Annotated in this window: 20 protein-coding genes; 10 read left to right on the plus strand and 10 right to left on the minus strand. The window is 69.9% G+C overall.

What is annotated here, in order from left to right:
• Positions 1 to 10 precede the first annotated feature (10 nt).
• The 7 genes from AC4FS1_RS08405 (at position 11) to AC4FS1_RS08435 (ending at position 6,129) form a co-directional block, all read left to right on the plus strand.
• The gene (locus AC4FS1_RS08405) at positions 11 to 331 is read left to right on the plus strand and encodes a DUF7882 family protein (protein WP_491154120.1); all 321 of its coding nucleotides are present in this window, start codon (positions 11 to 13) and stop codon (positions 329 to 331) included.
• A 78-nt stretch (positions 332 to 409) separates the two neighbouring features.
• Positions 410 to 910 carry an SRPBCC family protein gene (locus AC4FS1_RS08410; protein ID WP_491154122.1) on the plus strand — a complete coding sequence of 167 codons (501 nt, stop codon included), beginning with the start codon at positions 410 to 412 and terminating at the stop codon, positions 908 to 910.
• Entirely contained in the window at positions 907 to 2,358 is a 1,452-nt protein-coding gene (locus AC4FS1_RS08415; protein ID WP_491154123.1) for a phytoene desaturase family protein, read from the plus strand. Before AC4FS1_RS08410 ends, AC4FS1_RS08415 begins: the two co-directional genes overlap by 4 nt.
• Positions 2,359 to 2,576: 218 nt before the next feature.
• Positions 2,577 to 3,887: an ABC transporter substrate-binding protein gene (locus AC4FS1_RS08420; RefSeq protein WP_491154125.1), complete on the plus strand. Its 1,311-nt coding sequence runs from the start codon at positions 2,577 to 2,579 to the stop codon at positions 3,885 to 3,887.
• Between the two features lies 1 nt (position 3,888).
• Entirely contained in the window at positions 3,889 to 4,842 is a 954-nt protein-coding gene (locus AC4FS1_RS08425) for a carbohydrate ABC transporter permease (RefSeq protein ID WP_491154127.1), read from the plus strand.
• Complete coding sequence (locus tag AC4FS1_RS08430) at positions 4,839 to 5,780, plus strand: carbohydrate ABC transporter permease (protein WP_491154129.1); 942 nt, start codon at positions 4,839 to 4,841, stop codon at positions 5,778 to 5,780. Before AC4FS1_RS08425 ends, AC4FS1_RS08430 begins: the two co-directional genes overlap by 4 nt.
• 76 nt (positions 5,781 to 5,856) lie before the next feature.
• Positions 5,857 to 6,129, plus strand: coding sequence for a hypothetical protein (locus tag AC4FS1_RS08435; RefSeq protein WP_491154131.1), 273 nt, complete (start codon positions 5,857 to 5,859; stop codon positions 6,127 to 6,129).
• 157 nt (positions 6,130 to 6,286) lie between these two features.
• Here AC4FS1_RS08435 and AC4FS1_RS08440 read toward each other — a convergent pair whose 3' ends face one another.
• Genes AC4FS1_RS08440 through AC4FS1_RS08450 form a run of 3 tightly spaced genes read right to left on the minus strand, consistent with a single transcriptional unit; the run spans position 6,287 to position 9,332 of the window.
• On the minus strand, positions 6,287 to 7,309 hold the full coding sequence (locus tag AC4FS1_RS08440) for an ABC transporter permease (RefSeq protein WP_491154133.1): 1,023 nt from the start codon (positions 7,307 to 7,309) through the stop codon (positions 6,287 to 6,289).
• Positions 7,306 to 8,277 (minus strand): ABC transporter ATP-binding protein, encoded by a 972-nt coding sequence (locus AC4FS1_RS08445; protein ID WP_491154134.1) that lies wholly within the window; start codon positions 8,275 to 8,277, stop codon positions 7,306 to 7,308. Before AC4FS1_RS08445 ends, AC4FS1_RS08440 begins: the two co-directional genes overlap by 4 nt.
• A gap of 44 nt (positions 8,278 to 8,321) precedes the next feature.
• Positions 8,322 to 9,332 (minus strand): glycerophosphodiester phosphodiesterase family protein, encoded by a 1,011-nt coding sequence (locus AC4FS1_RS08450; RefSeq protein WP_491154136.1) that lies wholly within the window; start codon positions 9,330 to 9,332, stop codon positions 8,322 to 8,324.
• Positions 9,333 to 9,490: 158 nt separating this feature from the next.
• Here AC4FS1_RS08450 and AC4FS1_RS08455 point away from each other — a divergent pair, with 158 nt between their 5' ends.
• Both AC4FS1_RS08455 and ligD read left to right on the plus strand, forming a co-directional pair.
• The gene (locus AC4FS1_RS08455) at positions 9,491 to 10,369 is read left to right on the plus strand and encodes a Bax inhibitor-1/YccA family protein (RefSeq protein WP_491154138.1); all 879 of its coding nucleotides are present in this window, start codon (positions 9,491 to 9,493) and stop codon (positions 10,367 to 10,369) included.
• Between the two features lie 646 nt (positions 10,370 to 11,015).
• Entirely contained in the window at positions 11,016 to 12,230 is a 1,215-nt protein-coding gene (ligD, locus tag AC4FS1_RS08460; RefSeq protein ID WP_491154140.1) for a non-homologous end-joining DNA ligase, read from the plus strand.
• On the opposite strand, the gene AC4FS1_RS08465 is transcribed toward ligD, so the two are convergent.
• Positions 12,210 to 12,755, minus strand: a complete 546-nt coding sequence (locus AC4FS1_RS08465; protein WP_491154141.1) for a TetR/AcrR family transcriptional regulator — start codon at positions 12,753 to 12,755, stop codon at positions 12,210 to 12,212. The genes ligD and AC4FS1_RS08465 overlap by 21 nt on opposite strands.
• A gap of 81 nt (positions 12,756 to 12,836) precedes the next feature.
• Here AC4FS1_RS08465 and AC4FS1_RS08470 point away from each other — a divergent pair, with 81 nt between their 5' ends.
• A complete protein-coding gene (locus tag AC4FS1_RS08470; RefSeq protein ID WP_491154143.1) occupies positions 12,837 to 13,550 on the plus strand; it encodes an MBL fold metallo-hydrolase in 714 nt (237 codons plus the stop codon).
• 387 nt (positions 13,551 to 13,937) lie between these two features.
• On the opposite strand, the gene AC4FS1_RS08475 is transcribed toward AC4FS1_RS08470, so the two are convergent.
• The 6 genes from AC4FS1_RS08475 to guaB form a co-directional block, all read right to left on the minus strand.
• Positions 13,938 to 15,329: a glycosyltransferase gene (locus AC4FS1_RS08475; RefSeq protein WP_491154145.1), complete on the minus strand. Its 1,392-nt coding sequence runs from the start codon at positions 15,327 to 15,329 to the stop codon at positions 13,938 to 13,940.
• Between the two features lie 170 nt (positions 15,330 to 15,499).
• A complete protein-coding gene (guaA, locus tag AC4FS1_RS08480) occupies positions 15,500 to 17,128 on the minus strand; it encodes a glutamine-hydrolyzing GMP synthase (RefSeq protein ID WP_491154147.1) in 1,629 nt (542 codons plus the stop codon).
• Positions 17,125 to 17,646, minus strand: a complete 522-nt coding sequence (locus AC4FS1_RS08485) for a DUF3817 domain-containing protein (protein WP_491154149.1) — start codon at positions 17,644 to 17,646, stop codon at positions 17,125 to 17,127. The genes guaA and AC4FS1_RS08485 overlap by 4 nt, the downstream gene beginning before the upstream one ends.
• 9 nt (positions 17,647 to 17,655) lie before the next feature.
• Complete coding sequence (locus tag AC4FS1_RS08490; RefSeq protein ID WP_491154151.1) at positions 17,656 to 18,522, minus strand: SURF1 family protein; 867 nt, start codon at positions 18,520 to 18,522, stop codon at positions 17,656 to 17,658.
• A gap of 31 nt (positions 18,523 to 18,553) precedes the next feature.
• Entirely contained in the window at positions 18,554 to 19,669 is a 1,116-nt protein-coding gene (locus AC4FS1_RS08495) for a GuaB3 family IMP dehydrogenase-related protein (protein ID WP_491155684.1), read from the minus strand.
• Positions 19,670 to 19,744: 75 nt separating this feature from the next.
• Positions 19,745 to 21,247, minus strand: coding sequence for an IMP dehydrogenase (gene guaB / locus AC4FS1_RS08500; RefSeq protein WP_491154152.1), 1,503 nt, complete (start codon positions 21,245 to 21,247; stop codon positions 19,745 to 19,747).
• Positions 21,248 to 21,348 lie beyond the last annotated feature (101 nt).

Consider the following 21,348-nt stretch of genomic DNA (forward strand, 5'->3'; position numbering starts at 1 on the left):
GGAGCTCGCCATGGGTCATCTTTATTACGGCGCCACAACGAACCCCATCGAGGTCCCCGATCGGCTTCTCGCGCACGTAAAGGTCGTCATCGCCACCAAGCTGCGCCGGGGCGAGAGCTTCACGATGTCGTGGCGCGACGAGAACCGCTCGACCATCTGGCTGCAGCCCGCGATCGAACTCAGATTCGTGTTCTCCTCCGCTGAGTCCGAGACCCTCGACCCCGCGCTCCTGCAGCAGCTCGCGAACGAGGCGGCGACCGCCGCCGGAATGACACTCGATCTGACCAGCACGTCGACCGACTCCCCCGCCCCCGCGTCCCTTCGGCGCTGACACCGCACACCTCCGTCGCGCAACCCCGTGGAACGTGACCGGCTCCTCCGGTTAGCGTGGGCACGAGGAGGCTGACGGATGTCGCGAAACACACGTGTCCTGCGCTGCACACCCGAGGACGTGTTCCGGGTGCTGGAGAACGGCTGGCTCTTCCCTTCGTGGGTCGTCGGAGCCTCACGGATGCGGAGCGTCGCCGAGGATTGGCCGCACACCGGCACTCAGCTGCACCACTCGTTCGGCACCTGGCCGTTGCTGATCGACGACTCGACAGAAGTGCTCGACTACGAGCCCCCGCGCCGGCTCGTACTGAAGGCACGAGGATGGCCGATCGGGGCCGCCCGGGTGACCATTCACGTCAAGCCGCACGCCGACGGCTCGATCGTCCGCATCCAGGAGGAAGCGGTCGACGGCCCGGCCACGCTGATTCCCGGGCCGATCCTCGACATCCCGCTGCTGCTGCGCAACGCCGAGACGCTTCATCGGCTGGCGTATCTGGCCGAAGGTATGGCGGATACCGCCGCGCGCACCACCGCACAGGACGAGGACCCGTCCACCCGCGGCACCGACGACACGCGATGACCGAACGGGATGCGATCGTCGTCGGCTCGGGCCCGAACGGCCTGGCCGCCGCGGTGACCCTCGCCCGCGCCGGCCTGTCGGTGCGGGTGTACGAACGGTCGTCGCGAATCGGCGGGGGCGCGAGCAGTGCGGAGCTGACCCTGCCGGGGTTCGTGCACGACGTCTGCTCAGCCGTGCACCCGCTGGCGTTCGAGTCGCGTTTCTTCCGCGAGTTCGGGCTTTCGCGGCGCGTGGATTTCGCTGTGCCCGACGCCTCGTACGCCCACCCGCTGGACGGTCGTCCCGCCGCCGTGGCCTATCGGGACCTCGACCGGACGGCCGAGACCCTCGGTCGCGACGGCGCAACCTACCAGCGCTTGATGCGGCCGCTCGTGGAGCATGCGAGCGAAGTGGCCGAGTTCACCGGCGACACTCTGCTGCGGATGCCGCGGCATCCGGCGACGGCGATCGCGTTCGGTCTGCGAGCCCTCGAGCAGGGGACGCCCGTGTGGAATGCGCGGTTCTCCGAAGAAGCCGCCCCCGCTCTGATCACCGGCGTCGCCGCGCACACGATCCTGCCTCAGCCGAGCCTTGCTGCGGCCGGCGCGGGTCTGGCGCTGGGCACCTACGCGCACGCGCGCGGGTGGCCGATCCCGATCGGGGGCAGCCAGGCGATCGTGGATGCGATGGCCGCCGATCTGCGCGCCTTCGGCGGCGAGATCATCCTCGACACCGATGTCCGGTCGCTTGCGGAACTGCCGCGGGCGCGTGCGGTGCTGCTGGATGTCACCCCCGACGCCCTGCTCCGCATCGCCGGCGACGCGCTTCCCGCGCACTACCGCGCGGCCCTCGCCGCGTTCCGGTACGGAGCGGCGGTCGCGAAGGTGGACTTCGCGCTGTCCGCGCCGGTGCCGTGGTCGGATCCCGCGGTCCGCGAGGCCGGCACGGTCCACGTCGGCGGAACGCGGGCGGAGATCGCCGCATCCGAAAATCTCGTCCGGCGCGGGAGGATGAGCGACCGGCCGTATGTGCTGGTCTCGCAACCGTCGCGGTTCGATGCCAGCCGCGCCCCCGCCGGGCAGCACACGCTGTGGACCTACACCCACGTGCCGGCCGGCAGCGCCGCCGACCGTGAAGAGGCCATCACCGCGCAGATCGAGCGGTTCGCCCCCGGATTCCGTGACACGATCCTCGCGTCCCGTTCTCGCACCGCGGTGGACGTCGCCGAGGAGAACCCGAACTACCCCGGCGGCGATATCGCGGCGGGGGCCGCCACGATGCTTCAGCTCGTCCGGCGCCCCACGCTGTCGCCCGACCCGTGGCGCACGCCGGCGGCAGGGGTGTACCTCTGCTCCGCGTCAACCAGCCCGGGGCCGGGGGTGCACGGCCTGGCCGGCTGGCGCGCCGCGCTCAGCGCCCTCCGGCACGAGTTCGGCACGCGCGCGATGCCCGATCTGTCGCCTCGCTAGGCGCTGTCGCACTGCACCCGCTAGGTGCCTGTCGGGCTAGATCCCGAACCGGTTTCCGTCAAGCCCCTGGGTGAACGGGGGAAGCGGTTCTTACGTTCTCCCCACCGCCCACTTCTCGACCGGGTGCGACATGGAGGTTGGAGATGCGTGGACTGCGTCATGTTGCGGCGGGGATCGCCGCTCTGGGAATAGCGAGTGTGGCTCTGGCAGGGTGCGCCGTGGGCACGGGCGGCGCGGATGACTCCGAGGTGGACTACGACTCCGACACCGATCTCAGCGGCTCGATGTCGGTCATGGGATTCTCCGGCGTGGACGAGATCGCGACAGCGCGCATCGATCTGGCCGAGCAGGAGCTCGGCGATGTCGAGGTGAGTCTCATCGAAGGCGAACTGGACCTTCAGCAGTTCCTGTCCGCCGTAGCCTCGGGCGAACCCCCCGCGGTCGTCTACGCCAACCGCAATCAGATCGGGTCGCTTGCCGCACGTGGCGCGATCCTTCCCCTCGATCGCTGCATCGAGGGCGAAGACATCGACACCGACATGTACGTGCCGGAGGCGCTGGAGCAGGTGACCTTCGACGATTCCGTCTACGGGATCCCCGAGTTCAACTCGATCCAGATGACCATGGCCAACGCCGATCTCCTCGCCGGTGCAGGCCTGACCATCGACGACGTCAACGGCTCGAGCTGGGAGGCCGTGAGCGCCGCCAACGCCGCCCTCACGAAGACCGAGGGCGGGAAGCTCACCGTCATCGGGTACGACAGCAAGCTGCCCGAGTTCCTTCCCCTGTGGGCCCAGGCCAACGGTGCCGACCTGATCTCCGAAGACGGCCGTACCGCGCAACTCGACGACCCCGCGGTCATCGAAGCGCTCGAATGGGCCGTGTCGATCTACGACCAGCAGGGCGGGTTCAGCGCGGTGAAGGCGTTCCGCGATTCGGCGGACTTCTTCGGCGAAGACAACCAGTTCGCCACCGGCGCGCTCGGCGCGATGCCGATGGAGCAGTGGTACGTCAACGTCCTCAGCGATGTGTCACCCGATGCGCCCATGGCCTTCGACACGGTGCGCGGGCGCGACGGTGCGCCGCTGGCGTATGCCTCCGGCTCGGCGTGGGCGATCCCTTCGGGAAGCCCCAATCCCGAGGCCGCCTGCCGCTGGGCGCGCGCGATGACCTCCGTCGACGCCTGGGAGGCGGCCGGAATCGCCCGCCTGGAAGCCCGTTCGGAGGAGGGAAAGCCGTTCACCGGCCTGCTCACCGCCAACACCGAAGCCGATGAGCTGCTCCGCGGGATGGTCACCGCCGGCGGAGAGCCATGGGACTCTGCCGTGACGGCGATGTACGAGGCCAACGACGCGTCGTTCACGCTTCCGGCCAACCCCGCCGATGCGGAGTTCACGACGGCGATGCAGGATGCCGTGAACAGCGTGCTCAACGGACAGGCCGAACCGGCCGAGGCGATGGCCGCCGCTCAGGAGACGGCGCAGGACGCTCTGGATGAGGCGTGGGCCAAGCTCGACAGCGACGACTGACATGACCGCCCTCTCCGCAGCGCCCGCCGATGTCGACCGGCAACGGTCGCGTCGGCGGGCGCGGCGGCGCAACACCGCCTCGGCACTGCTCTTTCTCTCCCCGTGGCTCATCGGCTTCACGGTGTTCACGGCATGGCCGCTCCTGTACAGCGCCTACCTGTCGTTCACCGACTATGACGTGATCAACGACCCCTCGTTCGTCGGGTGGGAGAACTACATCCGACTGTTCGAGGATCCGAAGATCGCGCTCGCCCTGGGCAACACCTTCTTCTACACGCTCGTGCAGGTGCCGGTCTATGTCGTCGTGGCGCTTGCCCTGGCGGTGCTGCTCGCCCGGGCCGGGCGGGCGTCGGGATTCTTCCGCACCATGGTGTTCCTCCCCAAGATGACGCCCCCGGTGGCCATCGGCATCCTGTTCCTGCTGCTGTTCAACGGCCAGAACGGCGTCATCAACGAAGGACTCGGGCTGCTCGGCATCACGGGGCCGGCCTGGACCACCGACCCGGCGTGGGTGAAGCCCGGACTGGTCATCATGAGCCTCTGGACGATCGGGTCGTCGGTGATCATCCTGCTCGCAGCCCTCCAGGGGGTGCCCGAGGAACTGTACGAATCGGCTCGTATCGACGGCGCCGGGCGCTGGCGGCAACTGATCAGCGTCACGCTGCCGCTGATCAGTCCGGCGCTGTTCTTCATCATCGTCGTGAACACGATCGCGGGTCTACAGACCTTCGACGAGGCGTACACCGCCTTCTTCGGAGCCGGGAACACGACGTACAGCAACGACGCCGCCCTGTTCTACGTCATCTACCTCTTCCAGCAGGCCTTCCAGTTCCTGCACATGGGGTACGCCTCCGCGATGGCGTGGATCCTGTTCTTCCTCATCATGGCCGTCACCGCCGTTCAGCTCCTCGTCTCCCGCCGCGTCGTCTACTACGAAGGGGACGCACCGCAATGACCGGCCTGCTCTCCCCCGGTGCCGCGGAGCAGGCGGGAAACGACGCCGTTCGTCCGAACGGCCCCGTCGCGCCGCCTGTCCCGGCCGACCCCCCGCGGAATCGTAAGCGTCGCTTCACTCCCGGCCGCGTGGTGGTCATCGCGCTCCTGGTGGTGGTGACCGTCGCGTTCGCCTACCCCTTCGTGTGGCTCGTGTCGGCCTCGTTCAAGCCGCGCGGCGAGGTGTTCGACAACCGCCTCATCCCGCAGACCTTCACCTTCGATAATTACGTGCAGGTCTGGCAGGAGGCGCCGCTGGCGCTGTGGCTGCTCAACACGCTGATCGTCACCGTCCTCGCCGCCGGAACGGTGACGATCTCCAGCGCCATGGTCGCGTGGGGCTTCGCGTACTTCCGCTTCCGCGGTCGGACCGCGCTGTTCGGGCTGGTGCTCGCCTCGATGATGCTTCCCGGCGCCGTCACGATGATCCCCACGTTCCTCATCTGGAACTCGCTGGGCTTCGTGGGAACGCTCGTCCCGCTGTGGGCGGGCAATCTGTTCGCGAGCGCGTTCTACGTCTTCCTGCTGCGTCAGTTCATGATGGGCCTGCCCCGCGAGTTGTTCGACGCCGCGCGCGTGGATGGCGCCACGCAGTGGGGGGTGTTCTGGCGGATCGCGCTGCCGCTGCTGAAGCCCGCCCTGGCGGTGACGCTCGTCTTCGAGGTGCAGGCGGTGTGGACCGACCTCATGCGCGCGTTGATCTATCTCCGCGACTCGTCGACCTTCACCATCCCGCGGGGACTCAAGTCGCTCGTCGACGCGTTCGGGTTCGGGGGCGAGTGGCACTGGGAGCTCATCGTGACGGCGAGTGTCATCGCGACCGTCCCGATGATCATCGTGTTCTTCCTCGCCCAGAAGCAGATCATTCAGGGGATCGCCACCTCCGGTCTCAAGGGGTGACTTCGGAAGTCAAGCCCCGATCGGACTGTCGGAAGTTCGACTTACGGTGACAAGCTCCCACCGAAAGGATCCAAGTATGGCGATCGCTGACAACTGCATGGCCCCTGGCGACCGCGACGTGTCATTCGCCGGGGGTGGCCGACTCGTCCTGCTCCCCATCGGCACCGAGGACTGGCTCATCCACGACACCCGCTTCCCCGACAACGACGCCCGCCGCGTGGTGGCGTGTGTCCGCGAGCGCGGCCTCGACCACGTCGACGTGCTCTGGCTGCGCGGTCGAGGACTGCCGGCGCACTTCGCACGGCTCTCGGACGCTCTGGATGCGGCTGCGCGAGCGGTCGCCGGATAGCCCACTCTGACGGGACGTCTGGCCGCACAGCATCCACCCGCGCCGCATCCGAAATCCGGATGCGGCGTTTCCATTGAGCGGGACCTGGAGGAGCCGGCTCCCGCCCCAGGCTCCGGCCGCCGGCTCCCGCCCCAGGCTCCGGCCTCGGGCTCCGGCGTCAGGCGATGCGCGTGCCCGGTGGGAGCCGGCGCGCCGGGGTGCGCGTGCGCTGCCATCCCCAGACGAGAAGCCCTGCGGTGAGAATCAGCTGCACGGCCAGTCCGACGAACCAGCTCGGCGCCGTGCCCCCGATCTGCTCCTGCGGAACAGGGCCGCCGTTCTGCCATGGCCCGGTGTCGCAGTAGTCGTTGCGCACCTCGGTTTCCGGCGCGATCTGCGCTGCACGCACGCCCCAGGCGATCTGACCGAACAGATCCTCGGGATACCCCTGCGGCGAGTACGTCGTCGGAGTGGCATCGGCCAGGATGACGAACGGATTCGCGGCGAGGACCCACCACACGTGGTCGGTCCGCGGCACCTCGTAGGTGTACTCCTGCCACTCGCTGCATTCGCCCTCGTCGATGTAGCTCCGCTCGACGCTGGTCACCTCCACGCGTGCCGTGGCGGCGCCGAGGCCGAAGGCGATCACCGTCCCGACCGTGAGCGCGGCGACGACCAGGTACGTCGCCGCGACCGAGAAGAGGGGGCGGGCGATGATCGCGCTGAGGCCCACGCCGATCCCCGCGACGACCCCGACTTCGACGACGAGGATGAGGAGCGACGTCACGATCGTGGCGGGCGCGAGACGGCCGGCCAGCGTCGCGACCACGAGGAACGGCAGGGCGACGACGAGGAACGCGAGCCCGGCGATCCACGCCGCGAGGAACTTCCCGATCAGGATCTCCCCGGTCGTCGTGAGGGTCACCTGCATCGGAGCGAGGGTCGCCGCATCCCGATCGCCGTTGATGCTGTTCCCGCTCAGTGTCGGCGAAACCAGCAGCGCCAGCAGGAGCACGAGGAAGATGAGCAGCGAGAACAGCCACGCGCCGCTGTCGGCGGTCATCGCCGAGGCGGCGAGCGCCAGCACCGTGACGACCAGCAGCACCAGGGCGAAGATGCCCAAGAGCACGTACCAGGCGACCGAGCGCAGGCGCTGCGTCAGTTCGAGACGGATGACGGTGCCGAGCCGTGCGGGGTTCATGCGTTTCCGCCGCGAAGGTCGAGGAACGTGTGCTCGAGGTCGCCGGTGGCGGGCGCGAACTCCGTGACCGCCACGCCGGCGGCCACGAGGGCGCTGAGGGCCCGGGCGGCTTCGACCTCGGAGCCGAACGGGGCAAGCACATCCCGGCGGTCGACGGCGAGTTCGTCGGGCCGACGGCCGAGGGCGGCGGCGACCCGCTCGAGGGCATCGGACGGCGCCGCCTGCGCCGCATCCCCGGGCGCATCCCCGGGCGCGGCGGCGAGGAGCAGCCGGATGCGCCACGCCCGCGTCCGTCCAGCCGCCTGCGCGACCCGGTCGGCCGAAACAGTCGCTCCGGCGACGAGGAAGACCGCGTCGTCGATGACCTCTTCGAGTTCGCTCAGCACGTGGCTGGAGAGGAGGATGGTGCGCCCATCGGCCGCGAGCCGGCGCAGCAGCACGCGCAGGTCGATCCGCGCCTGCGGGTCGAGCCCCGACGCGGGCTCGTCCAGCAGCAGGATGCGGGGGTCGTGGACGAGCGCCCGCGCCAGGGCGAGTCGCTGCTTCTGCCCCCGCGACAGCACCCGGGTGGCGGACCCGGCCAGCTCGGTCAGCCCGACCTCTTCCAGCAGCAGGTCGGCTCGGTACGCGGCGTCCGCCCGGGACAGGTCGTACAGGCGGCCGGTGACCACGAGCGTCTCCCGGGCGGTCAGCGTCGGCCAGCCGCCCAGGGTGTCGGGCATCCAGCCGAGCTGCGCACGTGCCGCGGCGGGATCGGACACCGGATCGACGCCGTTCAGGCGGATCTCCCCCGCATCCGGTTGCAGCAGCGACGCGAGCATGAGCAGCAGGGTGGTCTTCCCGGAGCCGTTCGGGCCGACGAGACCGGTGACGCGTCCGGTCTCCGCCCGGAGGGTGACGTCGCGCACCGCCTCCACCGAACCGAACGACCGCCGGACGCCGTCGACGGCGATTCCGGGCGCGGGCATGCGGTCAGCCTAGGGGGTGCCGACGTGGGCGGAGCACAGCGCGGTCAACTGTGGAAAAAGCTCAGGCCGAGGTCCGGATGGTCGACGAACACGCCATCCACGCCGGAATCGCGGATCACCGACCACTCACCGGCGTAGTCGCCGAAGGCACCGGCACCCCCGCGCCCGCGGAATTGCGGAAGAAGGAAGGCATTCTCGGGCCGGCAGGTCCAGGTGAAGACCTGCAGCCCGCGGTCGTGCGCATCCCGTACGACCGGGCTCGCGCCTGCGGTGCGGCCGCGCCGGTCGGGAGCGAGGATCATGCGCTTGTCGACGCTGATGCCGTCGACGGAGCCGACCAGCCGATCCAGCCCCGCGGGTGCGGCGGTCGCGGCGTAGGTCGGCGCGGATGCGCCGTGCTCTGCCATGAGGTCGTACGGACGACCGGCCGCCTCCAGCAGGTAGATGTACGTGGCGGGGATGTCGCGTTCCCGGAGCCGGGCGAGCACGGTCGACTCGAACGATTCGAGCACGAGCGGCAGTTCTCCGCGCGCCCAGCCGGCAGCCTCCAGCTCGGCCGCGATGAGCGCGGCGATGTCGAAGCCGAGCCCCCCGAAGTACGTGGCGTGCTTGATCTCCAAGACGACGCCGATCTCGCGCCCCTGCTCGAAAGAGGCTTCGCGCACGAGGTCGAGCACGTCGCGGAGGCGCAGCAGAGGCTGCGTCCCGTCGAACGTTGCGCTGGACGGGCGGATCTTCGGCAGCCGTTCGCGGGCGTGGAGCGTTGCCAGCTCGTCCCAGGTGAAGTCCTCCGTGAACCAGCCGGTCACCTGGGCCTCATCGATCGTCTTCGTCGTGCGGCGGTCGGCGAACTCGGGATGCTGCGCCACATCCGTCGTGGAGCCGATCTCGTTCTCGTGACGGACCACGAGCACGCCGTCGCGCGAGACGACGATGTCGGGCTCGACCGCATCCACCCCCATAGCCAGCGCCAGATCATAGGACGAGCGGCTGTGCTCGGGACGGTACCCCGGGGCGCCACGGTGTCCGATCACGAGCGGGCGGGGGCGACTCACGGCCCCACGCTACCCGGGCGACATCGGGGCGCCACCGGGGGTTGCATCGCTCATAGCGAACCCTCAGCGCCGTTCAGCCGGCGTCCACACGCGGTCCGCTATCGTTATTGCACAGCACAGTGCTGTGATCCCGAACATTCTTTGGAGTGTGAGAGCAAGTGGCCCTCAACAACCCGGCCTTCAACAACCCGGCGTTCCAGGACTCCCGTGCCTCTTCGACGTACCGGGGCGGTCCCGCCGGGACGCAGTACGCGCCGCCGCCGGCCGCCGAAGCCGCACAGCTGGACGGCATGTACGCCTCGCCCCCGGCGGGCGCGCGCGAGACCGGCCGCATGACGGTCGAAGACACCGTCCACAAGACCCTCGCCCTCTTCGGCGTGCTGCTGGTGACCGCGGTCGTCGGCTGGGTCTGGACGATGTCGGGCGTCACCGCCGCGAACCCGAACCCCTCGGTTGCTCCGTGGCTGATCGGTGCGCTCGGCGGTTTCGTGCTGGCGCTGGTCAACATCTTCAAGAAGCAGCCGTCGGTGCCGCTGATCGTGGCCTACGCCGCTTTCGAGGGGCTGTTCGTCGGTGGCATCTCGGCCTACTTCGAGTTCATCTACCCGGGCATCGTCTTCCAGGCGACCCTCGCGACCCTTTCGGTCGTGGGAGTGACGCTCGCGCTGTTCGCGAGCGGCAAGATCCGCGCGTCCGCCAAGGCGACGAAGATCTTCCTCATCGCGATGGTCGGCTACCTCGTGTTCAGCCTTGTCAACGTCGGCCTGATGCTCTTCAACGTCCCGGTCGCCGGAGGCGCTTTCGGTCTCCGCTCGATCGAGGTCTTCGGCATCCCGCTGGGTGTCATCATCGGCCTCCTGGTGGTCGTGATGGCCGCCTACTCGCTGGTGCTCGACTTCGATCAGATCCAGCGCGGCGTCCGCGCCGGCGCCCCCCGCAAGTTCGCGTGGGTCGGGGCCTTCGGCATCATGGTCACCGTCGTGTGGCTGTACGTCGAGATCCTCCGCATCCTCGCCCTCTTGCGCGGCAACAACTGATCCACCGCTTCCCGAAGGGGGTCGCCCATCCGGGCGGCCCCCTTCGTCGTCCCCGCGGCGCTTCGGCCTAGTCGCGCCGCTTCGGTAGCGGTCGCGGCGCTTCGGTGTCGTCGCGCCGGTGCGGTAGGGGTCGCGGCGGGAGGAGAAGTGCACAAGGGAGGACCCCTCCAGGCGAAAGGGCCCTCCCCAGCGGACATCTCCTCCCCACACGCACCCACCCCAGCCCCACCCAGCCCCACTCAGCCCGCCGAGCGAGCGCCCCGGGAGGAGAAGTGCACAAGGGAGGAACCATCCAGGCAAAAACGCCCTCCCGAACGGACATCTCCTCCGAAGAGGCACACCCCAGCCCCATGAGCCACCCACCCCGTCGGCGGCGTCCGCCGAGCGGCGACCGCCCCGGGAGGAGAAGTGCACAACGGAGGAACCATCCGGGCAAGAACGCCCTCCCCAGCGCACATCCCCTCCCCACACGTCCGCACCCCGGCGTCGCAGCAGGCCCCTCCCCACACGCACCCCCCACGGCGCGGCACCACGCTCCCCCGGAACGAAGCGAAGCGCATCAGCGCACGCCACCGGCACCGTGGCGTGGCCGCATCACCGCGCAAGGCCTGGCCGCCGCATCCACTGCACGGATACCCTCGGCGGCATGAGTCCGTCAAAGACCCCCGCCGAGATCCTCGAGGTGGACGGGCATGAGGTCCGCGTGACGAGCCCCGACCGTGTGGTGTTCCCCGAGCCGGGGATCACGAAGCTCGACATCGTCCGGTACTACCTCGCCGTAGCCGACGGTGCGCTGCGCGGTGCGGGCGGCCGGCCGATGGTGCTCAAACGGTTCGTGAAGGGCATCGATCAGGAGGCGTTCTTCCAGAAGCGCGTGCCGGAGAACCACCCCGACTTCATCGACACCGCGACGCTGCATTACGCGCGCGGCACGTCGGCTGAGGAGACGGTGGTGCGGGATGCTGCGGGGCTCGCGTGGATCGCGAACCTCGGCTGCCTCGACCTGAACCCGCACCCCGTGCGCGCCGAAGACCTCGACCATCCCGACGAGCTGCGCGTGGACCTGGATCCGATGCCCGGTGTCGACTGGTCGCAGATCGTCGATGTCGCGTTCATCGCACGGGACGTTCTGACGGATTACGGCCTGGTCGGATGGCCCAAGACGAGCGGCTCGCGGGGCCTTCACATCCTCGTCCGCATCGCCCCGGACTGGGACTTTCGTCAGGTACGCCTCGCCGCCGAGACGCTCGCGCGGGAGGTGGAGAACCGGGCGCCGGGGCTGGCGACGGCGCGCTGGTGGAAGGAGGAGCGCGGCGAGAGCGTCTTCGTCGACTTCAATCAGAACGCCAAGGACCGCACGGTCGCGTCGGCCTACTCCATCCGTCCCCTCCCCGACGCGCGCGTCTCGACGCCGCTGACCTGGGAGGAGGTCCGCACCAGGCGTCCCGAGGAGTTCACCATCCGCAGCGTGCGCGACCGTTACGCCGACATCGGTGACCCGCACCGCGGCATCGACGACGCGGTCGGATCGCTCGAAGGCCTGCTCCAGCTCGCCGAAGATCTCGGACCCGCCGAGAAGCCGCCGCGCGACTCCGACGGCTCCGGACGACGGGCATCCACGATGCCGCTCATCGAGATCGCCCGCACCAAGACGAAGCCCGAGGCGCTCGAGCTTCTCGAATCGTGGAAGACGCAGCATCCGAAGGTCGCGGGGATGCTGCATCCTGCCGATGTCCTCGTGGACGGCATGCGCGGGTCGAGCTCGCTCTGGTACCGCGTGCGCGTGAACCTCCAGCACGTACCCGAGCCGGAACGCCCGCCGCAGGGCGAGCTGCTCGCGTCATACGACCCCTGGGCCTGAATCCCGGACACGGAGGGACGCGGACAAGCGGGCGAGCCCGTACTCGAATGCGGCATCGACGTCGCCGCCGAGCCGGAAGGCGCCGGCGAGCTCCATCGTGATGAACCCCAGCGCCCAGGCCGTGATGAGTCGCGCGGCATCCAGCGCATGCTCCTCCCCGACCGCGGCGCGAGCTGCCCTCAGGACGGGTTCGCTCACGCGGGCGAGGACCTCCGGATCGGCATGACCGCCCACCAGAAACCGGAATCCCTCGGGCTGCTGGCGCGCGAACGCGCGGAACGCGCGCGCGAGGCCCTCGATCGAGTCCGTCGCCTCGAGGTCGGCTCGCAGATCCTCCGCGATCGCGGTGGCGACGAGGGCGAGGAGACCTTCACGGTCGCGCACGCGTTTGTACAGCGACGGCGCGCGCACGCCGACTCTCTCGGCCACCGCCTGCATTGTCACGCGTGCCGGGCCGCCTGCCTCGAGCAGCTCACGGGCAGCCGCGACGATCTGGTCCAACGACGTGCGCTCGGGTGTCGGCATGCGCCCTCCTCATGGCTATTGACATAAGCTATCATAGCTATGTACCATAGCCATACTAACCACAGACAGGATTGTCCTCTCATGCGACTCGCACCCCACCTCTCCCGCCTCGGGAACGACATCGTGGCGGCCCATCTCATTGACACCCCCGACGGCATCACCGTGGTCGACACGGCACTCCCCGGCCACTGGCGCGATCTGCAAGCCGAACTGCGCTCCCTCGGCCGCTCGATCGACGACATCAAGGGCGTCATCCTCACGCACGGCGACAGCGACCACATCGGTTTCGCCGAGCGCCTGCGACGCGACCACGGCGTGCCGGTGTTCGTCCACACGGCCGATGCCGTCCGCGCACGCACCGGGAAGAAGCCGAAGACGCCCATGGGTGCGCTGCGGCTGGCGCCGACCCTCGGCTTCTTCGCGTACAGCCTGCGCAAGGGCGGGATGCGGACGCACTATCTGACCGAGGTCGTCGAGGTGCACGACGGTGACGTGCTGGATCTCCCGGGCGCCCCGCAGATCATCGGCATGCCCGGTCACTCCCCGGGCAGCATCGCGGTGTACTCCCCCGTCGCGGATGCGGTGTTCGTCGGCGATGCGCTCACCTCACGCAACGTGCTCACGGGCCGGCTCGGGATGCAGCCGGCACCCTTCACCGACGAGCCGGCCGAGGCCCTGGCGTCGCTCGACCGCCTGGCCCCGCTCGAGGCATCCTGGGTCCTCCCCGGGCACGGCGCCCCGTTCCGCGGATCGCCGGCGGAGGCGGCGGCGGCCGTGCGGGCGGTGGCGGCCTGAGACCCCAGGCGCGGAGTGCGGCGGCGGCCCCGCTCCGCCCCAACTCAGGATGGATGCGGCGGTCGGTTCCGCACACCCGCGGATTTCCGCGGCGCGCGGCCAGACGCGTTCACACTCAGCCTGAGTTAGGCGCGGAGGATGCCCACCGCCCCGGCCCCGGGAACGCGGGCGGGATGCCGGAGCGCGAGAGCGGGCGGGATGCCGGAGCGCGAGAGCGGCCGGCGGGGAGTTGGCCCCGTACCGCGGTGGCCGCACGACCCGCGATACGCGGAGTCACGCGCGCCGGGCGCCGGGCGGCGACGTCATCACGCGCGCCTGGCGCCAGCCGGAGACGTCGCCGCGCGCGCCGCGCCGTGGTGGCCGGCCGGCCGGAGACGCCGTCGCGGGTCAGACGCGCCGGGAGGGCCGGGCAAGCACGTCCGTCACCGCGGATGCGAGCGCCGACATGGCGCGATCGGGGTCCAGCGCCCGGGATGCGGCGACCGCTTCGACCGCGAGACGCTCCCGCAGGGCGGTGTCGGTGAGCACGTCCACCACCGCCGCTGCGAGGCTCTCCTCGTCGCCGTCGGGCACCAGAATCCCGCCGCCGGAGGAGAGCTGATCACGCGGGCCGTAGCGGACGTCGAAGACAACGGCCGGGCACCCGTGGACGAGCGCCTCGGCCAGCGCGAGACCCTGTCCCTCGAACGCGGAAGTCTGCAGATACACCGCCGCCTCGTCCAGCACCCGGCCGGGATCGCCGGTGGCTCCGCGTAGCGCGACGATTGCGGAAAGCCCCCGCTCATCGATGAGACCCTGCAGTCGCGCCTGCTCCGAGCCCTCGCCGTAGATGTCGAGCCGCGCGTGCGGCACCGCCGCGACGACCCGTGCGAACGTGCGAATCGCTGCATCGATGCGCTTGCCGGGCGCCAGCCGCCCGAGCATCACCACCCGCCCGGGCACCCGGTCGGCAACCGGCACGACCGCTTCGGCCGCCGGGACGCCGTGCGGCGCGAGAACGTGCACGTCGGATACTCCGAACCGGTCCTGCACGTCGATGCGCTGCGTCGCGGTGGGCCACAACACGGCGTCGAAACGCTCAGCGAGCGTGAACCATCGGGTCCACAGGGGGTTCAGCTCCGCGTCCGGCGTGTACGGCGGCTCGAGGTGGATCGTGTGGATGGCGTGGACGAGGCGCACGCCCGGGTCGTCCCATCCGGCGAGCAGCTCGCCGAGCTGCCGGGACTCGCACACGACGACCACCGGCTTGTCCGCGATCGACCGCAGCTCTGCCACGACGAACGCCAGCCACGCGCGATAGAGCGCACCGAACCCGTCGATCATCCCTACCGCTCCGCCGTGGCGGTCGCGCACGACGACCGGAGCGGTGCTGATGTGCCAGTCGGGGTCACCCGCGATCACCGGCAGGTCCACGACAGGCCGGCCCGCCGCATCCGCGATCGATCGGTAGGCGAGCGCCGGATCGGCCTCTCCGGGATGCGCGGCGCCCTGGAGCCACGCCGCCGCGCCGCCGCGCGGATCGGCCGCCTCGTCGAAGAGGTTCCGCATCCGGTCGGCCGCGATGACGGCGCCCCGCCGCGCGAACTCCGCCCGGTGCGCGGCGTGGTCGGCGACGGCGCCCGGATCCACCGTGAGCAGCAGCGGACCTCGGCCGCCCTCGACGCCGGCTTCGGCCATCTGCCGAGCGCGTGCGAGCGTCGCGATCGTGTATCCGCCGTCGAGATCAGGGATGAGCCGGCTCGACAGCACGAGGTACCACGCGTCCGGAAACTCCGTCATCCCGTCCCCCACTGCCCACCGGGTTCAGTTTCGGTCCGGCTACCGAGCGACGGAGTGCGCAGTGATGTCCTGTCCCGGCCAATCGGGGTAGGGGCCCCCGCTCCTGGTCGGGACAGGACGTCACGGAGCGCGGAGCCGCCCACAAGACAGCCGAGGGAGGACATGGGAGCTCACTCCCATTCGATGGTCCCCGGCGGCTTCGACGTCACATCGAGCACGACCCGGTTGACCTCGCGCACCTCGTTGGTGATGCGGTTCGAGATGCGGGAGAGAACGTCGTACGGCAGGCGCGTCCAGTCCGCGGTCATCGCATCTTCACTGGAGACCGGGCGCAGCACGATCGGGTGACCGTATGTGCGTCCGTCACCCTGCACCCCCACGGAGCGCACGTCGGCGAGGAGCACCACGGGGCACTGCCAGATCTCCGCGTCCAGACCCGCCTTGGTCAGCTCGGCGCGGACGATCGCGTCGGCGTCACGCAGAATCTCGAGACGGTCAGCGGTGACCTCACCGACGATCCGGATGCCGAGGCCGGGGCCCGGAAACGGCTGGCGTCCGACGATCACCTCGGGCAGGCCCAGCTCGCGGCCGATCGCCCGCACCTCGTCTTTGAAGAGGGTGCGCAGCGGCTCGACGAGCTCGAACTGGAGGTCTTCCGGGAGGCCGCCGACGTTGTGGTGGCTCTTGATGTTGGCCGTTCCGCTGCCGCCGCCGGACTCGACCACATCGGGGTACAGCGTCCCCTGCACGAGGAACCGGATCGGCTCACCGTCGGCGGCGGCTTCGGCAACGAGCTCGGCCTCGGCGGCTTCGAAGACGCGGATGAACTCGCGGCCGATGATCTTGCGCTTCTGCTCGGGGTCGCTCACCCCGGCGAGCGCGTCGAGGAACTGCTGCCGCGCGTCGACGGTGACCAGGCGCACGCCCGTGGACGCGACGTAGTCGTTCTCGACCTGCTCGCGTTCGCCCTTGCGGAGGAGGCCATGGTCCACGAACACGCAGACGAGCTGGTCGCCGACGGCCTTGTGCACGAGAGCGGCCGCGACGGCGGAATCGACCCCACCCGACAGGCCGCAGATCACCCGGGCATCGCCCACCTGCGCGCGGATCTTCTCCACCTGCTCGGCGATGACGTTGCCGCTGTTCCAGTCGGCGGCAAGACCTGCCGCGCGGTGCAGGAAGTTCTCCAGCACGGCCTGGCCGTGGTCGGTGTGCTTGACCTCGGGGTGCCACTGGACCCCATACATGCGCCGTGCGTCGTTGCCGAACGCGGCAACGGGCGTCGCCGCCGTACGAGCGAGCACCTCGAATCCGTCGGGAGCCCGCGACACCTGGTCGCCGTGGCTCATCCAGACGTTCTGCGCCGGGGGCTGGCCCTGCAGGAGCGTCCCCTCGGTCACGATCGTCGCGTCGGTCGCACCGTATTCGCGGAGCCCCGTGTGGGCGACCTCACCTCCGAGCGCCTGCGCCATGACCTGGAACCCGTAGCAGATGCCGAGGGTGGGCACGCCGAGGTCGAAGACGCCCGCGTCCACCGACGGGGCGCCCTCCTCGTACACCGACGACGGGCCGCCGGAGAGGATGATGCCCACGGGGCTCTTCGCGGCGATCTCCGCAGCCGTCGCGGTGTGCGGCACGATCTCGCTGTAGACCCCCGCCTCACGGACGCGGCGGGCGATCAGCTGGGCGTACTGCGCGCCGAAGTCGACGACGAGGACGGGGCGCTGCTCGGTGCCGGTGGCGCTGTCGGTGGCGCTGGCGTCGGCAACGGATGCTGCGCTGTCGGGCTGTTCGGTCAACGGATGCCTTCCGGAGCGGGGACCAATGCGGGTGCCTCAGCGGCTTCGCGCTCGGCGAGGTACGTGCGCACCTGCCGGGCGGTGGCCGCCTCGAGGAAGAAGGACGACAGCGGCACCACGCCGCCGAGGGCGAGGAGCAGGAAGCGCGGCAGACGCCAGCGCATGAGACTCCACAGGCGGAAGCAGGCGAACAAGTACACGACGTAGAACCAGCCGTGGGCGACGAGGATGAAGAGCGAAATGTTGAAGCCGTCGCCGGTGGAGATCATCTCGCAGCTGTTGGTCCCGGGGAGGAGCAGCGACCACCACTCGCATCCGGGGCCGGCGATCACCGTCGCGAACCACAGCGCCCCACCGCTCCCGCCCGCGAACAGCTCGAGGTGCAGGGGCGTGTACTTGAAGATCATCTCCGTCAGCAGAAGGAGCAGGCCGACACCGGTGATGATCGAGGCGACCTGGTAGAACTTCAGCGCTCCACGGATCGCCGGAAAAGAGGCGAGCTTCGGGGCAGCAGGCATGTCTCCAGTCTACCCGCGCGCCCCTGAGCCGCCGTCCCCCGGAGTGCTCGCGGCCTCCGCTGCAGCGTCCTCGAGGTCTTCGAGTTCTCTCTCCCACGCGTCGCGCGCGAGCCGGTACCAGAGGTAGAAGGCGAAGCCGGCGAACACGGCCCACTCCACGGCGTAGAAGATGTTCAGCCAGTTGACGTTGCTCCCCTCTTCGGGGGCCGGTGACGAGATCTCCTCGAGCCCGCCGAGCGCCTCGAAGGAGACCAGGTACGGGCGATACACGTCGATGCCTTCGATGTCGTGCCACCGCGAGAGCAGCGCGGGCGGCGACATGCGGGTGATCTCCTGCGGATCTGAGGCGGGAGGAAGCGCCGGCCCCTCGTCCGAGATGAGACGGCCGGTCACTTCCACCAGCGCATCCGGATTCTCCCTCGCCTCCTCCGACAGGGCGGATGCGGCGGATTCGGCCGACGCGCGGTCCGGTGCCCACCCCACGGCCACGGCCAGGGAGGTGGGGACGTCCGTGTCGGCGAGGCGCAACTGTCCGGTGACCCAGAATCCCTCCACGCCGTCGTTCACCCGCGCCGAGACCACCAGGAAGTCATCCGGGATCCAGCGTCCGACGGTCTCGACCTGCTGGCCGACGAGCGGCTCGGGCAGGTACTCCCCCGGCTGCGCGACGTCGGCGAGCGGCCGGAGCTCTTCCGTCATGCCCGGAGGGGGCGGCGACGTATCGATCGCGCGGCCGAGCTGCCACTGGCCGAGCCACGCGAAGACCCCGGCCACGACCAGGCAGAGCGCCAGCATCGCGAGCCACTGCGGTCGGAGGAGCACCTCCCGCAGGGTAGGCGGGAAGACCTCGGGCAGTGTGTCGGGGGCGTCGCTCATCGCCCGCCCCGGCGAGGGAGGGAGGGCTGCATCAGCTGCCGTAGGGGGCAACGACGACCTCGACGCGCTGGAACTCCTTGAGATCGGAGTACCCCGTGGTTGCCAGGGACTTCCGGAGCGCTCCGATGAGGTTCGCCGTGCCGTTGGACACCGGTGCGGGTCCGTACAGCACTTCTTCGAGGGGGCCGGTCTGATCGACGCGCACGCGGCGTCCGCGCGGCAGCTGCGGGTGGTGGGCCTCCGGACCCCAGTGGAATCCCCGGCCGGGGGCGTCGGTGGCCCGGGCCAGCGCGACGCCGAGCATCACCGCATCCGCGCCCATCGCGAGCGCCTTGACGATGTCGCCGGAGGTTCCCACGCCGCCGTCCGCGATGACGTGCACGTAACGGCCGCCCGACTCGTCGAGGTAATCGCGGCGGGCGCCGGCGACGTCGGCGACGGCGGTGGCCATGGGGGCATGGATGCCGAGGGTGGCACGGGTCGTGGATGCTGCGCCCCCGCCGAATCCGACGAGCACTCCGGCGGCGCCTGTCCGCATGAGGTGGAGTGCGGCGGTGTACGTTCCGGCGCCACCGACGATGACGGGCACGTCGAGGTCGTAGATGAACTTCTTCAGGTTCAGGGGCGCGGCGACGCTCGACACGTGCTCGGCCGACACCGTGGTGCCGCGGATGACGAACAGGTCGACACCGGCGGCGACCACGGTCTCGTACAGCTCCTGCGTCCGCTGCGGCGTCAGAGCACCGGCCACAGTCACCCCGGCGGCGCGGATCTCGGCGAGCCGATCGCGCACGAGTTCGGGCCGGATGGGCTGGGAGTACATCTCCTGCATGCGGCGCGTGGCATCCGCATCATCCAGCCTCGCGATCTCATCCAGGAGCGGCTCGGGGTCGTCGTAGCGCGTCCACAGCCCTTCGAGGTCCAGCACGCCCAGGCCGCCCAGCTGACCGAGCATGATGGCCGTACGCGGGCTGACGACGGAGTCCATCGGGGCGCCGAGGACCGGGATCTGGAACGGGAAGGCGTCGATCGTCCACGCCGTCGAGACGTCTTCGGGGTTGCGGGTGCGCCGGGACGGCACGACTGCGATGTCGTCGAACGTATAGGCGCGGCGCGCACGCTTGGCACGGCCGAGGTCGATCTCCATGGTCACCGGTCCAGCCTACCCGGGGCTTCCGCCGGCGGTCGGGGCTGGTCGGACGCGTGATGGCGCGTCGACCGGTTACCGCTTGTAGTTGGGGGCCTCGACGACGATCTGCACGTCGTGCGGGTGCGACTCCTTCAGGCCCGCGGAGGTGATCCGAACGAAGCGGCCCTTGGCCTTCAGCTCCTCGATCGTGCGGGCACCGACGTAGAACATCGACTGCCGGAGACCGCCGACCAGCTGGTACGCGACAGCGGAGAGCGGACCGCGGTAGGCGACCTGACCCTCGATACCCTCCGGGATGAGCTTGTCGTCGCTGGGGACGTCGGCCTGGAAGTAGCGGTCCTTGGAGTAGGACGTCTTCTTGCCACGCGTCTGCAGGGCACCGAGCGATCCCATGCCGCGGTACTGCTTGAACTGCTTGCCACCCTGGAAGACGATCTCGCCGGGCGATTCGTCGGTGCCGGCGAGGAGCGACCCGAGCATGACGGTGTCGGCTCCCGCGACCAGCGCCTTGGCGATGTCACCGGAGTACTGCAGACCGCCGTCGGCGATGACCGGGATGCCGGCCTCCCGCGTCGCCTGGAAGGCCTCCCAGATCGCGGTGACCTGGGGGACGCCCACGCCCGCGACGATGCGCGTCGTGCAGATCGAGCCCGGCCCGACGCCGACCTTGACCGCATCCGCCCCGGCATCCACGAGCGCCTGGGCGCCCTCGCGGGTGGCCACATTGCCCCCGATGACGTCGATGTGCGCGAAGGTCGGGTCGGTCTTCAGCCGGCGAACCATGTCGATGACGCCCGCGGACTGTCCGTTCGCCGTGTCGACGACGAGCACGTCCACGCCCGCATCGCGGAGGGCTTCAGCCCTCTCCCAGGCATCCCCGAAGAAGCCGATCGCGGCACCGACCCGCAGCCGGCCGTGCTCGTCCTTCGTGGCAAGCGGATACTTCTCGCTCTTGTCGAAGTCTTTGATCGTGATGAGGCCGGCGAGCTTGCCGTCGTCGTCCAGAAGCGGCAGCTTCTCCACGCGGTGCTGCGCGAACAGCGCGATGACCTCGTTCGCTCCGATGCCGACTCGACCCGTGATGAGCCCGTCGCTCGTCATGACGTCGCGCACCTTGGTGGTCTGGCGCTCGAATCCGGAGACGAACCGCATGTCGCGGTTGGTGATGATGCCCACCAGGCGACCGTCGTCATCGATGACCGGCAGACCCGAGATGCGGTACTTCGCGCACAGCCCGTCGACCTCTTCGATCGAGGCGTCGGGGGTGGTGGTGATCGGATCGGTGATCATGCCGGACTCGCTCCGCTTCACGCGGTCGACCATCGCGGCCTGCTCCTGGATGGAGGCGTTGCGGTGCAGGATGCCCAGGCCCCCTTCGCGGGCGATGGCGATCGCCAGACGCGCCTCCGTGACGGTGTCCATGGCCGCCGACAACAGCGGCGTTGCCACGGTGATCCGTCGCGTCACGCGCGAAGACGTGTCGGCTTCGCTCGGGATGACATCGGTGTGTCCGGGCAGCAGCAGGACATCGTCGTACGTCAGGCCGACAAAGCCGAAGGGGTCGTGGTTCTCCATGGTTCTCCTGCGCGCGCGGCGCGTTGCTCGAGGGACGACGACGGCCGGTGCGCGGAAGCCCGCGCTCTTTCGATTCTAGGTCGGGGCGGCGGGGAAATACC

This window comes from Microbacterium sp. Z12_35 (assembly GCF_058310475.1).

Excerpts from the sequence above, each read along its gene's own strand:
- AC4FS1_RS08430 (WP_491154129.1), top strand. The coding sequence starts at position 4,839 with ATGACCGGCCTGCTCTCCCCCGGTGCCGCGGAGCAGGCGGGAAACGAC.
- ligD (WP_491154140.1), top strand. The coding sequence starts at position 11,016 with ATGAGTCCGTCAAAGACCCCCGCCGAGATCCTCGAGGTGGACGGGCAT.
- AC4FS1_RS08410 (WP_491154122.1), top strand. The coding sequence starts at position 410 with ATGTCGCGAAACACACGTGTCCTGCGCTGCACACCCGAGGACGTGTTC.
- AC4FS1_RS08445 (WP_491154134.1), bottom strand. The coding sequence starts at position 8,277 with ATGCCCGCGCCCGGAATCGCCGTCGACGGCGTCCGGCGGTCGTTCGGT.
- AC4FS1_RS08475 (WP_491154145.1), bottom strand. The coding sequence starts at position 15,329 with ATGACGGAGTTTCCGGACGCGTGGTACCTCGTGCTGTCGAGCCGGCTC.
- AC4FS1_RS08490 (WP_491154151.1), bottom strand. The coding sequence starts at position 18,522 with ATGAGCGACGCCCCCGACACACTGCCCGAGGTCTTCCCGCCTACCCTG.
- AC4FS1_RS08435 (WP_491154131.1), top strand. The coding sequence starts at position 5,857 with ATGGCGATCGCTGACAACTGCATGGCCCCTGGCGACCGCGACGTGTCA.
- AC4FS1_RS08465 (WP_491154141.1), bottom strand. The coding sequence starts at position 12,755 with ATGCCGACACCCGAGCGCACGTCGTTGGACCAGATCGTCGCGGCTGCC.
- guaB (WP_491154152.1), bottom strand. The coding sequence starts at position 21,247 with ATGGAGAACCACGACCCCTTCGGCTTTGTCGGCCTGACGTACGACGAT.
- AC4FS1_RS08405 (WP_491154120.1), top strand. The coding sequence starts at position 11 with ATGGGTCATCTTTATTACGGCGCCACAACGAACCCCATCGAGGTCCCC.
- AC4FS1_RS08495 (WP_491155684.1), bottom strand. The coding sequence starts at position 19,669 with ATGGAGATCGACCTCGGCCGTGCCAAGCGTGCGCGCCGCGCCTATACG.
- AC4FS1_RS08470 (WP_491154143.1), top strand. The coding sequence starts at position 12,837 with ATGCGACTCGCACCCCACCTCTCCCGCCTCGGGAACGACATCGTGGCG.
- AC4FS1_RS08425 (WP_491154127.1), top strand. The coding sequence starts at position 3,889 with ATGACCGCCCTCTCCGCAGCGCCCGCCGATGTCGACCGGCAACGGTCG.
- AC4FS1_RS08485 (WP_491154149.1), bottom strand. The coding sequence starts at position 17,646 with ATGCCTGCTGCCCCGAAGCTCGCCTCTTTTCCGGCGATCCGTGGAGCG.
- AC4FS1_RS08440 (WP_491154133.1), bottom strand. The coding sequence starts at position 7,309 with ATGAACCCCGCACGGCTCGGCACCGTCATCCGTCTCGAACTGACGCAG.
- AC4FS1_RS08415 (WP_491154123.1), top strand. The coding sequence starts at position 907 with ATGACCGAACGGGATGCGATCGTCGTCGGCTCGGGCCCGAACGGCCTG.